Origin of the sequence: Dactylosporangium sp. CS-047395, from assembly GCF_050942185.1 — a bacterium.
Taxonomy (GTDB): Bacteria; Actinomycetota; Actinomycetes; order Mycobacteriales; family Micromonosporaceae; genus Dactylosporangium.
On the sequence record NZ_CP192015.1, the window covers coordinates 1020252 to 1034717 of the forward strand.

Sequence of the window (14466 nt, forward strand, 5' to 3'; positions counted from 1 at the left end):
CCTACCGAGGGGGTACGACACTTTGGGCGGACACGACCCTACGTCGATATCTCGCTCACCCGATCAACTCGTTGATCTGCCCCGCGAGCGCGATGTCCTTCTCCGTCACCCCACCCGCCGAGTGCGTCGAGAGCCGGAACGTCACCGTACGCCAGCGAATGTCGATGTCCGGGTGATGATCGGCGTTCTCGGCCACGTGCGCGACTTCCGCAACCAGCCGAATCCCGTCCAGGAATGAGGAAGCGGTCACCGAACGCTCGATCCCCTGCCCATCCCCGGACCACCCCGCAAGCCTCTCGAGCGCCGCGGAAACCTCGCCGTTGCCGAGTACGTCAGCCATGCCCCTGAACCTACCTCCGCTGCCGCCGCCCGCGAATGATGATCTGCAGGACGGCAATGAACACCATGACCACGACAGCCACCCCGATCGCAGCGACGACCGCCGGGCCCTTGCCGTCCCCTTCACCCGGCGGCGCTGACGGCTGGGGTGAGGCGGCGGGTGGGATTTCGGCGGTGAGTGCTTTGACGATGTCTAGGACGCCGTAGCCGAAAACGGGGTCGCGGCCGGGTTCGCCTTTGTCCTGCGCGGTGAGGGTGAGCCGCCGTACCACCTCCGGTCCGCTCAATTGCGGGTACTTGGATCGGACGAGCGCCGCGGCCCCGGACACGATCGCCGTGGAGTCGCTCGTTCCGGTGCCCGTTCGCGCCGCGCCGCCGAGGTTGCGCGACACGATGTCGGTCCCGGGCGCGACGAGCGCGACCTCCGGCCCGGCAACGGACACGGCGGCCCGTTCGCCGCTCTTGTCGACGGCGCCGACGGCCACGACGCCGGGAACGTTTGCTGGGAACTCGACGTCGTCCGACTTCGGCTTGTTGCCGACCGCGGCGACGATCACGACGTCGGCGGCGAGGGCTTTCTGGATCGCCGTCCGCATGACCGGAAGGTCGTTGGTGCCCAGAGAGATCGAGATGACCTTGGCGCCGCGCTCGACCGCGTAGTCGATGCCGGCGGCGAGGTCCTCCGCGTTCCCGCCGAAGCCGAGGTACGAGGCGACCTGGACCGGCAGGATCGTTGCCTTCGGCGCAATGCCGAGCACGCCGTTGCCCGCACCTCGGCCCCGGCCCGCAATCAGGGTCGCCATCGCAGTGCCATGGCCATCGGTGTCGTACCGGCCGTCGTGAGTGCCACCTCCGAAGTCCTTTCCCGCCACGACCGCACCGGAGAGTTCGGGCACAGTCGCGTCAACGCCGGAGTCCTCAACGGCGACGAGGACACCCTCGCCCTGGCTGATCTGATGCGCCTCAGCGATGTGCAGGAAGGTCAGGTGCCATTGCTGGTCGCGTACCGAATCGGCTCGGGCTGCGGGCGTCGTCGTGAAGACCGCCACGACCGTCGCGAGAGACAACGCGACCCGTCGCAGAATCAACGGTCGATTCCGATCACACCCGGCGTCGGATCGTTCGGCGGCGGCGGTGGCGGCGGTTCGAGCACCGGCGGGACGCCTTCCGCCACCGGCCAAACTTCATTGCCGTCGCGATTCTCACGTCGCCTGCGTTGGGTGTATTCCTCATAGCTGCGGTCTCGCCAGCCGCTGCCCGTGACGCGACCCTGCGACTGAGTGGCGCGACCGGAAACGCCCCCTGCGGCCGGTCTGCGAGCGCCGCCGACGGCGGACTGCGCGGGACGGCCGCCCATCACGCCGTTCGGGGCCACCCCAGGCCGCGCGGACTGGCCTTCGGTCGCTCCAGGCCGGGTCACGCCGCCTCGAGTCGACGGGCCGCCGATCACACCGGGACGGGTGATGGGTGGGCCAAATGGGCCGTACGTGGTCGGCAATAGGGCGGCTGGGAGTTGTTCCGGACGGACAACCGGCGGAGTCGAGGGCATCCCGATCGAGGGCGTCAGGACGGCCGGACTTGCCACCTGCGCGGGCGTGCCCGTCAGGAATGGTCCAGGGTCGAGCGTGTCCGGTCCTGATCCCAGGCTTTCTCCGATGTCGGACAAGGCAACAGTTGGCGCTGGCGGATTGAATTCGGGCCTGGCAACGTGGCGCCCGCTCGCGAATCCGCCCGGTCGAGTCGGCATGGGCGGTGCGACTCCTTCGTCGAAGTTCGTCAACCTCGGCATGTTTGCCCGACCGGATGTGGCTGTGGTCACCTGTCGGTCAGTTTCCTCCATAATGACGCGGGCCTGCTGGTCCAAACGATTTCGGTGCATCTTCATGACCGCAAAGGCGGCCGCATCGGGTATGCCTACATTCGGGAGCCAGTCGGGCGGCATTGCTTTCAGCAGCGCGCCACCCGGGGTGCTCTGGAGGAAGTCGCGCCAGGCGACCCTCTCGTCGTTGTAGGCCGCTCGCAACCGCCCAATCTTCGATTTCGCGTTCAGCAATGCCTCGGTGACCGCCGCATGTGAGTCGCGGATCCGAATCGCGGCTTGTTGGGCCTGCTGCATGACCGAGATGGTCGCTCCGACCTGGCCGGCGAAGGACCTGGCCGCCTCACTGTGCTCCGGTCGCCACGCGGCCTCGAGCTGAGCCCGGAGTCGCGTGAGGTTCTCGATCTGAGCCCTGAGCATCGACTCTTTGCGATTCCAAGCTGCGTGATGCTCGGCCTGTACCGCTTCACTCTCGTGCGCCAGCATTCCCCACAGCGCCGGGAGGTCGTAGCCGTCGTAAGGCCCGCTCATGCCCCACTCCCGTGTTGTTGACGGCGCTCGTTGAGCATGGCGAAGCGTTCCTGCTCCGCAGCCTGCCGCTCGGCCTCGAGCGTGATGCGTTCCGAGGTTGTCTGCGCGGTGGATGCACCGCCCTCGATCGACCTCAGCTGTGTGACCGAGTTGATGTCGGCGTTCTCGTAGGTTGTGACGACGTCCAGTGCGGTTCGCGCTATGGCACCCGTGTTGTGCGATAGCACCTGGAGGAACTCAATGGCCTCCTCCATCTGGTGCCAGTAGCGCAGGGCTGCGGCCTGGACGGCCGGGCTCGCCGTGTGGACGCCGAAGGGCGGCGCGCCCGTGAGTTGGTGTCGTACCGCGCTCGCCGTAGGCCCGATGTCCTTGTCAACCAGGCTCTGCAACTGCGCGCTGAAGTCGCGCATACCCTCGTGGTCGATCTTGATTTGTCGGCTGTTCGCCACGGTGACCCTCCCCCGTCTGTGGTGACTTGCTCACGGTAGCGGGGGACAGGTGGGGTAGAAAGGACGATATGTCGATACGTGCAGTAACGCGGGAACTGCTCGTGCGCTGCGTTGACACGTGGGCGCCCGGGAATTTGCATGCGCCTCATGGTGCCGCGTTTCTCTATGCGTCCGGGCGGGGGATCGATCACGATACCGCCGAGGCCGCTGTTCGGGCGTTCGCGGAATTCGGGGACCGGCTCCGGGGGCGGCTCACGCTGCTGTTCGTGGCACCCGGGACCGAGGGGTTGCAGGCGCGGCTGGCGGAGGTGCAACGCGAGCTCAGTACACCTGCGGGATTGGCGGTTCACGTTGTTCCGGGGACCAATTTCAGTGCCGTTCTGAAAGCGGCCGGGGCCGCCAGTGGGCCGCTGCTCGCGATGGTTGACGACAGCGTCGACAAGAATTTCAAAGCGGCACTTGTACTCCTCACCGCTCCCGCCGGTACGTGGGAACAACAGCGCGGGGAATTGCTGCGGGCGGGGCTGGAATTGACTGCCGGGGTTGAGTTGGTGGAGGAGGACTCTCAAGAACTGCTGATCGGGTTCGGGACGCGATCGGGGAAGAGTCTCGAGGCGTTCAAGGGCGAATTGTGGGCGTTGGACGAGTACGCCGGGGTGCGTTATCGGGATCCGCGCGATCCCGAGGGGCATCTCATGGACATCTCGCTGGAGCCGAATCCCGGTGCGCTGCGGCGGGAATTGTTGTTGCGGCTCGGCGAGAACAGTTTCACGGTGACCGAGTTGAAGCGGTTCGCGCTCACGGACACGGTGTATCGCGCCGCCGATGCGCAGAAGGTCATTGTGGGGTTGCTGCATGCGGGGGCGGTGCGGAGGGAGCCGGAGGGCGGGCGGCTCGGCGGGGACGTCGTGATCAGTCTTGCGGGGGCAGCGAGCGGCGGATGAAGTCGAGTTCGATGCGCAGGAGCTTCTCGGCCAGGCCGCCGGCGGCCATGTGGGTGGCGCCGGTCAGCGGGATCATGGAGTGCGGGCGGCCGGCGGCGAGCAGGGCGGCCGAGAGGCGCAGGGTGTGCGCGGCTACCACGTTGTCGTCGACCAGGCCGTGGACCAGCAGCATCGGGCGGGCGTCGGCGGGGCGGACCGGGGGTTCGGCGGCGAGTTCGACGAGGGAGTTGTGCGCGTACACCTCGGGGGCGTCGGCGGGTAGGCCCAGGTAGCGCTCGGTGTAGGCGGTGTCGTACAGCGCCCAGTCGGTGACCGGGGCGCCCACCACCGCGCAGTGGTAGATGTCCGGGCGGCGCAGGACCGCGAGGGCGGACAGCCAGCCGCCGAAGGACCAGCCGCGGATCGCGACGCGGCCCAGGTCGAGGTCGGGGTGCTTGCCGGCCAGGGCCTCCAGGGCGTCGGCCTGGTCGGCCAGGATGACGTCGGAGAAGCGGCGGTGGATGGCCTTGTCGAAGCTCGGCGCGACGCCGGGGGTGCCTCGGTTGTCGATCGATACGACCGCGAAGCCCTGGTCCGCCCACCACTGCTTTTCCAGCCAGCGCGCCCGCGCGGCGACGACCTCCTGGTGGCCGGGGCCGCCGTAGATGGCCACCAGCACCGGCAGTCGACGTCCCGTCACATGGTTTCGTGGGTACAGCACACCGGCCGGAACCCGCCGATCGGTCACGCGCTCCAGAGCGGGCCGCGGGGCGAAGGGCGGCTGGGCGGCGTACGAGTCGATGGTGCCGATCTGGTCGCCGTTGTGGAGGATCCGGTGCTCCCAGCCCGGGCGCTCCAGGGTCTGCGAGCCGATGACGACGGTGCGGCCGGCCGCCTGGGCCACGTGCCAGCCCGGCTCGTTGGTCAGGCGCGTCGCGCGCGGGCTGGACTGGGTCACCGGGATGTGGAAGATGTGCTGCTCGCTCGGTTCGCCCTCGCTGGCCTCCACGATGAGGTCCCCGTCGAGGCGGCCGGCGACCCTCCGGACGTACAAGTTGGGTGGGGTCATGAGGCTGCCGTCGGCGAACAGGCAGCGGGCGTCGTAACCGTCGTGGGCGAGCTCGCCGCCGACCAGCACGCGGCCGTCGGCCAGGTGGGTGGGGGTGCCGGGGACCGGCTCGACCCAGCGCGGGTCGGCGAGCTCGGCGTGGACCTGCGTCTCGCCGGTGCGCGGGTCGACCGCGATCACGAGGCCGTGCTGTTGCAGCCTGCGCAGCACGGCGAGCAGCGGGCCGCCCTGTTCGGACCAGCTCGCCGCGACGAGGTACGGGTACGTCTCCCGGTCCCAGTGCACGTCCACCCAGCCGCCGTCGAGGTCGAGCACGTGCAGCGTGACCTTGGCGTTGGACGCGCCCGCGTGCGGGTACGCGATCGTGGTCGGCGGCTGCTCGGGCAGCGACGGGTCGTGCAGGTGCCACCGTGGGACGCGGGACTCGTCCACGCGGGAGGTGAGGATGCTGCGGCCGTCGGGCGACCACCAGTACCCACGGAATCGGTAAAATTCCTCGGCGCCGATGAACTCGGCGAGGCCCCAGGTCACGCCCTCCTCGCCGGCCAGCACGGCATCGGTGCCGTCGACGTCGATCACGCGCAGGGCACCACCCGTGACGTAGGCGATCCGGCGCCCGGTCGGGTCGAGGCGGGGGTCGACGACCGGTCCCGCGGTGTCGATCTCGGTGATGTCACCGGTGAGCAGGTCGGCGCGGAACAGCCGGCCTCCGAGCGCGAAGACGGCCAGCACCCCGGCGCCGTCCAGCGCGAAGGAGCCGATCCCGCCCGCGGACAGGCGCAGCCGCTCGCGCAGCGCGCGCTCGGCCGGCGGCAGGTCGGGCTGGTCGCGCAGCAGCGCCGCCGGGTCGGCCAGGCAGCGCTCGGAGCGCGCGGCGACGTCGAAGACCCACAGCGCGTCGCTGGGGTCCTCGGGGCCGGACGAGCGCAGGAAGATCACCCGAGCCCCGTCCGGGCTCACCGTCACGGCACGGGGTGCGCCGTAGGAGAAACGTCGGGTTCGCGCGGCCAACTCCGGATAGTCCACCCCGGAATGTTGACTCCTGCCCGCCGGATTGTCATGTGATTGGGCCGGAACCGAGGATTGTCGTCACTCTTGGTATGCGGATGCTCACGCCCGACGTGGCGGTTGGGAAAAGTGTCAGAGGCAGGCCGTAGAGTTGCCCCCGTGAGCGCACGGAGCATCCTGTTCGTCCATGCACACCCCGACGACGAGTCGATGGGGACCGGCGCGTCCATGGCCCGCTACGCGGCCGAAGGCGCCCATGTCACCCTCGTGACCTGCACCCTCGGCGAGGAGGGCGAGATCCACGTGCCCGCGCTGGCCGGGATCGCCGCCGCCGAGGGGGACCAGCTCGGCGGCTACCGCATCGCCGAGCTCGACGCCGCCTGTCGCCACCTGGGCGTGACCGACCACCGCTTCCTCGGCGGGGCCGGGCGCTACCGCGACTCCGGGATGATGGACACCCCGGCCAACAAGCACCCGCGCGCCTTCTGGGGCGCCGATCTCGACGTGGCCGCCGGCCTGTTGCTCGAGGTGATCCGGGAGACCCGCCCGCAGGTCGCGGTCACCTACGACCCCAACGGCTTCTACGGCCACCCCGACCACATCCAGGCCCACCGCGTGCTGACCCGCGCCGTCGAGCTCGCCGAGGCCGAGGGCATAGGGCCTTCCAAGGTGTACTGGACTGCTGTACCCCGTTCGGTCCTGATGGCCGGCATGGAGCAGTTCCGCGGCTCCTCCGACAACCCGTTCGCCGAGATCGAGCGGCCGGAGGACCTGCCCTTCGGCACCGCGGACGAGGACATCGCGGCGCGGGTGGACGCCCACGAGTACGCGGAGGAGAAGACCGCCGCCCTCAAGGCGCACGCCACGCAGATCCCGCCGTCGTCGTGGCTGTTCTCGATCGCGGGGAACTTCGGCGCCGAGTTCATGGGTGTGGAGTATTACCAGCTGGCCCGCGGCACCAAGGGGCCCGGCGTGGGGCCGTTCGGCTGGGAAGAGGACCTGTTCGCGGGGCTCGACGTGCCGGACGCGGTGCGGGCGCCCGAGCCGCGGGCGGGGGTGGAGACGGCGGCGCTGGGCTCCGCGGGGCTGGAGGCGTCCGAGGCGTCGCACGCGGTGCTGGGGACCTCGGCGCTGGGGTCGGCGGGGCTGGAGCCGGGGGCGTCGTGAGCGCGAAGCGCAACGGGCCGCCGCGGCCCGCTCCGGTGGCGCCGGCGCTGTCTCCCGCGTTGGAGCAGCCCCTGGAGTCGGCGGGCGTGGTCTGGCCGGAGGTCGAGGCGGCGCCGCCCCGGAGGCGGCTCTCGCCGGAGCTGGAGCGGGCCTTCGACATCGCGATCACGGTCGGCGGGCTGATCGTGGCCACGCTGCTGGGGATCGGGCTGGCGATCGTGGAGGCGCTCTACTCGCCGTTGCGCGTGCACGGGGTCCGGGTGCCGGTGTCGCTGCTCATGGCGGTCGTGACGAATCCGCTGCTGGGGTGGTTCGCGTTCACCACCACGCGGAGCCGGCTGGCCGCGCTGCTGCCGGCGGCGGGGTGGTGCGTGGTGTGGATTCTCGCGGCCGGGCGTACGTCCGAGGGTGACCTGATCATCACCGAGGACAACTGGGTGGGGCTGATGACGTTGTTCGCGGGGCCGCTCGCGTTCGCCATCGGCATCTACATCTCGTCGATGCGGCCGCGGCCTGTTCCGCCTCGGGCGCCGGATGCCGCTCCGCCTGCGCCGGCCGCGCCCTGACGGTTCCGGCCCGTGGTGGGTGGGCGCCTCGGGCCGGGTTGTGTGCGCGGGCTCGTGCGCGCGGTCAAGTGTCGGGAAGACGGGGTTCAGCGAACTTTGAGGCGGCAGGTCTTGCGCGCACGCAGTGTAGACGGGTAAACACGTTCCCGCGCCGGGATTGCCAGGGTTCGGCGAATCGGGGAACTAGTCATGACGGAGGCTGGCGATGAAGGAGCGGTGGTTGCCCGTCGGGCTCGTCGCGGCGGGCCTCTTCGTGGTCAATGTCATCGCGCGGCTCGTGGTGCGGCTCGCGGCCGGCGACGATGACGCCAAGCAGATCACCATCGGCCTGTGGGCGCTGTTCGCGGTGGGGGCGGTGATGATTCCGGTCGCCTTCTGGTACGGCCGGCGCGTCCCGATGATCCGCGTCGTCGGCGAGCTCGGGCTGGCCGTCGTGGTCGCCTGCCTGTTCGCGGTGCTGATCGGCCCGTTCGTGTCCGGCGTGGGCCCGTTCGAGAACGGCGTGGGACTGGTGTTCCGCCAGTTCTTCTACTTCGTCGGGCTGTCGGCGATCGGCGCGGTGATCGGGCTCGGGATCCTGATGACGACCGGGCTGGACTATAAGTCGCAGTCCTGGAAGCGGTACATCGAGCGCACCGACACCAAGCCCCGCAAGGCCGTCCGCCGCTAGGCCCTGTCCTGCCGAGGCCCTAGGTCAGCAGGCGGCGGCTCGAGTAGGCGTGGTCCACGGTGAAGCCGAGGCGCTCGTACAGCGCCACGGCGGCCGTGTTGCGCTGCTCCACCTGCAGGTAGACGTCGCGCGCGCCGACCGTGAGCGCCCATTCGGCCAGGGCCGCCATCATGCGCTGGGCCAGGCCGCGGCGGCGCATGCTTTCGTCCACACCGATCAGGGACAGGCCCAGCCAGCGGGAGTCGTCGTCGGCCACGCAGCCGCGGGCGGTGCCGAGGAGGGCGCCGGCTTCGTCGTACCAGTGGGCGAATCGCACGTGCCGCACCGCCGTCAGCACGTGCAGCGCCGACTCCGGCAGCTCGCCCTTGCGCCCCGCGACCGATGCCAGCCACGCCGCGGTGGGCTCGGTGGCCAGCTCCAAGCGTCCCGTGGGCTCGTCGGCGCGGACCGGGACGGCTGCGGTCAGTTTCGCGAGCGCGATCGTCATCACTTGCGAGACCGGCATCGCCGTCCAGCCGCGGTGCTCCAGTTCGGCGTCGAGGCGTTGGAAGAGCGGCACCGGGATGGAGAAGGCGGGGGTGAGGGAGCGCGCAAGGTACCAATGCCGCACGAAATCGATCGCCTCGCCCGTCGGCAGGTCGGGGGAGCCGATCGCCAGCACCGAGTTGCCGCGCTGGGTCCACCCGTCGGTCGCGCGCAGGAGCCAGTCGCCGAGGCGGAACTGCTCGCGGGCCGGCCAGCCCTGGGCGGCGGCCGCTTCGAGGGCCTCCGTGGGGGTGAAACGGCGGCGCGGCGGGACCGGCTTGGCCCGGACGATCTCATGCAATGGAACGCGCACCGCGCCGGTGCGGGCACGGACTGTGATATGCGTCTCGGTCGCTTCAAGAAGTTGGCCCAGAATGTCCGAAAACACGGGTCGTGCGTCGCGCATCCCGACGATTCGGCGTACCACAACGCGTTGTCCCACATGTTGTGGCCCGAGCACGATCGACCTCCCGTGAACCTGGATACTAGGCTCGTACCGCCGCGGTAGGGATGCGGCGGGGCTTGCCAGCCCCAGGCTGGCAGCCTCAGGCGCGAAAGAGGGCGACCCGTGACATACATCATCGCCGAACCTTGCGTGGACCTGCTCGACAAGGCCTGCATCGAGGAGTGCCCTGTCGACTGCATCTACGAGGGCAACCGCATGCTCTACATCCACCCGGATGAGTGCGTGGACTGCGGCGCCTGCGAGCCGGTGTGCCCGGTCGAGGCGATCTTCTACGAGGACGACGTCCCGGAGAAGTGGAAAGACTTCACCGGCGCCAACTACGCGTTCTTCGACGACCTCGGCTCGCCCGGCGGCGCGTCGAAGGTCGGCAAGATCGAGAAGGACGCGCCGTTCGTGGCCTCCCTCCCGCCGCAGGAGCGCGAACACTGACCGGCACGGCTTTCGGGGCCCGGCGCGCACTCGCGGCCGGGCTTCCCGACTTTCCCTGGGACCGGCTCGAGCCGGCCAAGGCCACCGCGTCCCGCCACCCCGACGGCCTCGTCGACCTCTCGATCGGCACGCCGGTCGACCCGGTGCCCCCGCTGATCCGGGCGGCGCTGGCCGAGGCGTCGGACGCGCCGGGGTACCCGCTGACCGCCGGCACCCCACGCCTGCGCGAGGCGATCCGGGACTGGGTGACGCGCTCGTGCGGGCCGGCGTCCCAGGATTTCGGCGTACTGCCCACGATCGGCTCCAAGGAGCTCGTCGCCTGGCTGCCGACGCTGCTCGGGCTGGGCGAGGGCGACACCGTGGTGATTCCGCAGGTGTGCTACCCGACGTACGAGGTCGGCGTCCTGCTCGCCGGCGCGCGCGTGGTGCGGGCCGACTCGCTCACCGCCCTCGGGCCGCAGCGGATCAGCATGGTGTGGGTCAACTCGCCGTCCAACCCGACCGGCAAGGTGCTGCCCGAGGCGCACCTGCGCAAGGTCGTGACCTGGGCCCGCGAGCGCGGCGCGATCGTGGTCAGCGACGAGTGCTACCTGCCGCTGCCCTGGGAGTCGGAGCCCGTGTCGATCCTGTCGGTCTGCGACGGGAACTTCGACGGGGTCCTCGCCGTGCACTCGCTCTCGAAGCGCTCGAACCTCGCCGGTTACCGCGCCGGGTTCGTGGCCGGCGACCCCGCACTCATCGACGAGGTCCTCGCCGCACGCAAGCACGCCGGCATGATCGTGCCCGCACCGGTGCAGGCCGCGATGATCGCCGCCCTCGGGGACGAGGGACACGTGCAAGAACAGCGGCAACGGTACTCCCGGCGCCGCGCCGTCCTCCGCGAGGCCTTCCAGCGTGCGGGGTTCACCGTCGAGCACTCCGAGGCCGGCCTGTACCTCTGGCTGACCCGCGGCGAGGACTCCTGGACCACCGTCGAATGGCTCGCCGAGCGCGGGATCCTGGCGGCGCCGGGGGCGTTCTACGGTCCGGCGGGCGCGGAGTACGTCCGGGTGGCGCTCACGGCCACCGACGAGCGCGTCGATTCGGCGGCATCGCGGCTCTGACCTGCGGCTATGAAGATCGCTGCGCAGCTTGAAAGCGACATGTCCCCTGTCGGGGTATAAATCCGGATATGTCGCGGCGCGTCAGCGCCCGACATATCATGCCAAAACGGGCGGGCCCAAAAGGACCCGCCCGAAAGGAAGCGATCAGTTCGCGTGCAGCGCGGCGTTCAGCTCGATCCCGCGACCCTGGCGCTCGCGGACCTCCAAGCGGCCCGAGACCGAGTTGCGGATGTACAGCAGGTTCGGCACGCCCGAGAGCTCGCGGGCCTTCACCACGCGGCCGTCCGGCAGGGTCAGCTTGGAGCCCGCCGTGATGTAGCAGCCGGCCTCGACCACGCAGTCGTCGCCCAGCGAGATGCCGATGCCCGCGTTGGCGCCGAGCAGGCAGCGCTCGCCCAGGGCGATGGTCTCCTTGCCGCCGCCGGAGAGGGTGCCCATGATCGACGAGCCGCCGCCGACGTCGGTGCCGTCGCCGACCACGACGCCGGCTGAGATGCGGCCCTCGACCATGGAGTTGCCGAGGGTGCCGGCGTTGAAGTTGACGAAGCCCTCGTGCATGACGGTCGTGCCGGGGGCGAGGTGCGCGCCGAGGCGGACCCGGTCGGCGTCGGCGATGCGTACGCCCGACGGGGTCACGTAGTCGACCATGCGCGGGAACTTGTCGACGCCGAAGATGTTGAGCCGGCGGCCGGCCCGGCGCTCGGCCACGCGCAGCTCGTCGACCTGCTCGGGCAGGCACGGGCCGGCCGAGGTCCAGGCGACGTTGGGCAGCAGCCCGAACAGGCCGTCGAGGTTGGCCTGGTGCGGCCGGATGATGCGGTGCGACAGCAGGTGCAGCCGCAGGTACGCCTCGGCCGTGCTGCCCGGCGCGTCGCCGAGCGAGCCGATCTCCACCCGCACCACCTCGGTGCGCGAGCCGAGCGGGCCGTCGCCCTCGGGCAGGTCCGCGAACTGCGTACCGACGCCGGTCGGGCCGGAGGCGGCCACGGCGGCGGAGACCGCGGCGGCCGCGCTGCCGGGATCGAGGACGGAGGCGGCGGTCGCGGCGGCGGACGTGGCCGGGTCGAGCCCGGTCGCGGTCGCGTCGGCCGAGGCGAAGGGTGCGGGGCCGAGGCCGAGGTTGCCGGCCGGGAACCAGGCGTCCAGCACCTGGCCGGAGGCGGTCACGGTGGCCAGGCCAAGCCCCCACGCGGGCGAGTCGATGTGTGCGGTCGTCACGTGGTCGAACGCTACCGCACGCGCTCGATCGCCCGTCCGACTAAGGTCGAGTCATGCTCACGCGCGCCACTCTCACCGATCCCGTGGCCCTGACCCGGGCGCTCGTCGACATCGAGTCGGTCTCCGGCAACGAGGCCGAGATCGCCGACCGCGTGGAGGAGGCGCTGGCCGGCACCGCGCTCAAGGTCGAGCGCTTCGGGCACACGATCGTCGCGCGGACCGAGCTCAACCGGGCCCAGCGGGTGGTGCTCGCCGGGCACCTCGACACCGTGCCGCTGCACGACAACTTCCCGTCGCGGACCGAGGGCAACCTGCTGTGGGGCTGCGGCACCGCCGACATGAAGGCCGGCACCGCGATCGCCCTGCACCTGGCGGTGACCGAGGCGGAGCCGCGGCACGACGTGACGTACGTCTTCTACGAGTGCGAGGAGGTCGACTCCGCGCGCAACGGGCTGAACATCCTGGCCAGGCGCAGCCCGCACCTGCTGACCGACGCCTCGTTCGCGGTGCTGCTGGAGCCGACCCACGGCCTGATCGAGGGCGGCTGCCAGGGCACCCAGCGCATCCTGGCCCGGACCTCCGGCAAGCGCGCCCACTCGGCCCGGTCGTGGCTGGGGGAGAACGCCATCCACAAGGCGGCGCCGATCCTGCGGCGGCTGGCGGAGTACGAGGCCCGCACGGTCGTGGTCGACGGCTGCGAGTTCCACGAGGGGCTGAACGCGGTGCGGATCTCCGGCGGCGTGGCCGGCAACGTGATCCCGGACGGCTGCGAGGTCGAGGTCAACTTCCGGTTCGCGCCGGACCGGGACGAGGCGGCGGCCGAGGCGCACGTGCGTGAGGTACTGGATGGGTTCGAGCTCGAGTTCGTCGACTCGGCCCCCGGCGCGCGGCCCGGCCTGGACGCGCCCGCCGCGCAGGAGCTGCTCGGCGCGATCGGCAAGCCGCCGCGGGCCAAGCTCGGCTGGACCGACGTGGCCCGCTTCGCGGTGCTGGGCATCCCCGGCCTGAACTTCGGCCCGGGCGACCCCAACCTCGCGCACAAGCAGGACGAGCACGTCGAGATCGACAAGATCACCGAGGGGGCCGAAGTGCTGCGCCGCTGGCTACGGGGCTGAGGGCGGCTGCTCCTCGGCGGTTGGGTCGAGCGTGCGCAGCATCCGCCGGACCGCGAGCACCTCGCGGATCCGCCGGTTCATCTGCCGCTTCTGACGATCTTGATCGGTACGTGTCATGTCGGTCACACCCCCCACGCCGTGACCACCGGTATATCGGGTAGGACGCGACGGTAGGCGGAAACGTTGCGCTCTGCACCCGTTTTCCTACCGAGAATGTCCGATCATCGCGGCGCGGGTGGACCTGTGACGAAGGTCTTACCGTCCGGATAGGGCCAGGCGTTGGCGACGCAGCCCTCCAGCCCGAACGACTGGCGGGCCATGACCGGGGCGGGCGCGCCCTTGCGCGGGCAGATCGCGTGGCCGTTGCCGAGGAAGTGGCCGACCTCGTGGTTGACGACCATGTCGCGGTACGCCGCGAGGCTCGGATACCACGCGACGCCGAGCAGCCAGCGCTTCAGGTTGATGATCACGTCCCGCCCGCCGCGGCAGGAGACCTCGCCCTTGGTCCGCACGCCGCGCTTCGCGCACATGGTGTCGGTGGTCGACGGCGTGGCCAGGTGCACCGTGAGCTCGGAGGCGCTGCCGGCCGGCACCCGCTGGAACGAGAACTTCCCGCCCGCGATCCAGCTGCGGTTGTCGCCGAGGGTGTGCTGGACCGCCGCCGCGAAGACCTCCGGATCGACGCCCGAACCCTGCTCGGTCGCGACGACATAGTGCACGAGGTGCCCGGCGGTGCCGACCCGGTCGCCGCCGCTGGCCGCGAGGTCGAACTTGCCGTTGCCCTTGGCCGGCACCACGACCGGCGTCGGCGACCCGGCCGGCGACGGCGAGGCGGCGGCCGACGGAGCGGTGGCCGACGGCGACTCCGCAGCGGCCGGCGAGGACGCGAGGTCCGGCGACGGCGCCTCAGCGACCATGGAACCGGTGGCGGAGGAAGCGCTCAGGGAGTACCAAATCAGGGAAGAACCGGCCAGAAGGGCGCACGCCGCCAGAATCGGCAGCCAGACCCGTCTCCCCATGGCGGTATTGGACCACGGGAAGGCCGTGCCGGTGGGCCCTGATGGTCGTG

Annotated in this window: 16 protein-coding genes; 7 read left to right on the top strand and 9 right to left on the bottom strand. The window is 70.7% G+C overall.

Annotated elements, in window-relative coordinates:
* Nucleotides 1–55 precede the first annotated feature (55 nt).
* Genes ACQP00_RS04750 through ACQP00_RS04765 form a run of 4 tightly spaced genes read right to left on the bottom strand, consistent with a single transcriptional unit; the run spans nt 56 to nt 3138 of the window.
* Nucleotides 56–340 carry a 4a-hydroxytetrahydrobiopterin dehydratase gene (locus ACQP00_RS04750; RefSeq protein WP_433214850.1) on the bottom strand — a complete coding sequence of 95 codons (285 nt, stop codon included), beginning with the start codon at nt 338–340 and terminating at the stop codon, nt 56–58.
* Nucleotides 341–350: 10 nt separating this feature from the next.
* Nucleotides 351–1427, bottom strand: coding sequence for a S8 family serine peptidase (locus ACQP00_RS04755; protein WP_433214853.1), 1077 nt, complete (start codon nt 1425–1427; stop codon nt 351–353).
* Nucleotides 1424–2689: a hypothetical protein gene (locus tag ACQP00_RS04760; protein WP_433214856.1), complete on the bottom strand. Its 1266-nt coding sequence runs from the start codon at nt 2687–2689 to the stop codon at nt 1424–1426. The genes ACQP00_RS04755 and ACQP00_RS04760 overlap by 4 nt, the downstream gene beginning before the upstream one ends.
* Nucleotides 2686–3138 carry a hypothetical protein gene (locus tag ACQP00_RS04765; protein WP_433214859.1) on the bottom strand — a complete coding sequence of 151 codons (453 nt, stop codon included), beginning with the start codon at nt 3136–3138 and terminating at the stop codon, nt 2686–2688. Before ACQP00_RS04765 ends, ACQP00_RS04760 begins: the two co-directional genes overlap by 4 nt.
* 68 nt (nt 3139–3206) lie before the next feature.
* Here ACQP00_RS04765 and ACQP00_RS04770 point away from each other — a divergent pair, with 68 nt between their 5' ends.
* Nucleotides 3207–4082, top strand: coding sequence for a hypothetical protein (locus ACQP00_RS04770; RefSeq protein WP_433214862.1), 876 nt, complete (start codon nt 3207–3209; stop codon nt 4080–4082).
* On the opposite strand, the gene ACQP00_RS04775 is transcribed toward ACQP00_RS04770, so the two are convergent.
* Nucleotides 4051–6156: a prolyl oligopeptidase family serine peptidase gene (locus tag ACQP00_RS04775; RefSeq protein ID WP_433214865.1), complete on the bottom strand. Its 2106-nt coding sequence runs from the start codon at nt 6154–6156 to the stop codon at nt 4051–4053. The two genes, ACQP00_RS04770 and ACQP00_RS04775, sit on opposite strands and share 32 nt — an antisense overlap.
* Nucleotides 6157–6348: 192 nt before the next feature.
* On the opposite strand from ACQP00_RS04775, the gene mshB reads away from it, so the two are divergent.
* The 3 genes from mshB (at nt 6349) to ACQP00_RS04790 (ending at nt 8541) form a co-directional block, all read left to right on the top strand.
* Entirely contained in the window at nt 6349–7305 is a 957-nt protein-coding gene (mshB, locus tag ACQP00_RS04780) for an N-acetyl-1-D-myo-inositol-2-amino-2-deoxy-alpha-D-glucopyranoside deacetylase (protein ID WP_433223696.1), read from the top strand.
* Complete coding sequence (locus tag ACQP00_RS04785) at nt 7302–7871, top strand: hypothetical protein (protein ID WP_433214868.1); 570 nt, start codon at nt 7302–7304, stop codon at nt 7869–7871. Before mshB ends, ACQP00_RS04785 begins: the two co-directional genes overlap by 4 nt.
* Before the next feature lie 205 nt (nt 7872–8076).
* Nucleotides 8077–8541 (top strand): hypothetical protein, encoded by a 465-nt coding sequence (locus ACQP00_RS04790; RefSeq protein WP_433214871.1) that lies wholly within the window; start codon nt 8077–8079, stop codon nt 8539–8541.
* A gap of 19 nt (nt 8542–8560) precedes the next feature.
* Here ACQP00_RS04790 and ACQP00_RS04795 read toward each other — a convergent pair whose 3' ends face one another.
* Complete coding sequence (locus tag ACQP00_RS04795) at nt 8561–9526, bottom strand: GNAT family N-acetyltransferase (RefSeq protein ID WP_433214874.1); 966 nt, start codon at nt 9524–9526, stop codon at nt 8561–8563.
* A gap of 108 nt (nt 9527–9634) precedes the next feature.
* Between ACQP00_RS04795 and fdxA the strand changes: the two genes are divergently transcribed.
* Nucleotides 9635–9961 (top strand): ferredoxin, encoded by a 327-nt coding sequence (gene fdxA / locus ACQP00_RS04800; protein ID WP_433214877.1) that lies wholly within the window; start codon nt 9635–9637, stop codon nt 9959–9961.
* Nucleotides 9958–11064 (top strand): succinyldiaminopimelate transaminase, encoded by a 1107-nt coding sequence (gene dapC / locus ACQP00_RS04805; RefSeq protein WP_433223698.1) that lies wholly within the window; start codon nt 9958–9960, stop codon nt 11062–11064. Before fdxA ends, dapC begins: the two co-directional genes overlap by 4 nt.
* 144 nt (nt 11065–11208) lie before the next feature.
* Here the strand turns inward: dapC and ACQP00_RS04810 are convergent, their stop codons facing one another.
* Nucleotides 11209–12282, bottom strand: coding sequence for a DapH/DapD/GlmU-related protein (locus ACQP00_RS04810; protein WP_433214880.1), 1074 nt, complete (start codon nt 12280–12282; stop codon nt 11209–11211).
* A gap of 53 nt (nt 12283–12335) precedes the next feature.
* On the opposite strand from ACQP00_RS04810, the gene dapE reads away from it, so the two are divergent.
* On the top strand, nt 12336–13397 hold the full coding sequence (gene dapE, locus ACQP00_RS04815) for a succinyl-diaminopimelate desuccinylase (protein WP_433214883.1): 1062 nt from the start codon (nt 12336–12338) through the stop codon (nt 13395–13397).
* Here dapE and ACQP00_RS04820 read toward each other — a convergent pair.
* Both ACQP00_RS04820 and ACQP00_RS04825 read right to left on the bottom strand, forming a co-directional pair.
* On the bottom strand, nt 13386–13514 hold the full coding sequence (locus ACQP00_RS04820; RefSeq protein ID WP_433214886.1) for a hypothetical protein: 129 nt from the start codon (nt 13512–13514) through the stop codon (nt 13386–13388). The two genes, dapE and ACQP00_RS04820, sit on opposite strands and share 12 nt — an antisense overlap.
* A gap of 104 nt (nt 13515–13618) precedes the next feature.
* The gene (locus ACQP00_RS04825) at nt 13619–14416 is read right to left on the bottom strand and encodes a DUF3152 domain-containing protein (protein WP_433214889.1); all 798 of its coding nucleotides are present in this window, start codon (nt 14414–14416) and stop codon (nt 13619–13621) included.
* Nucleotides 14417–14466 lie beyond the last annotated feature (50 nt).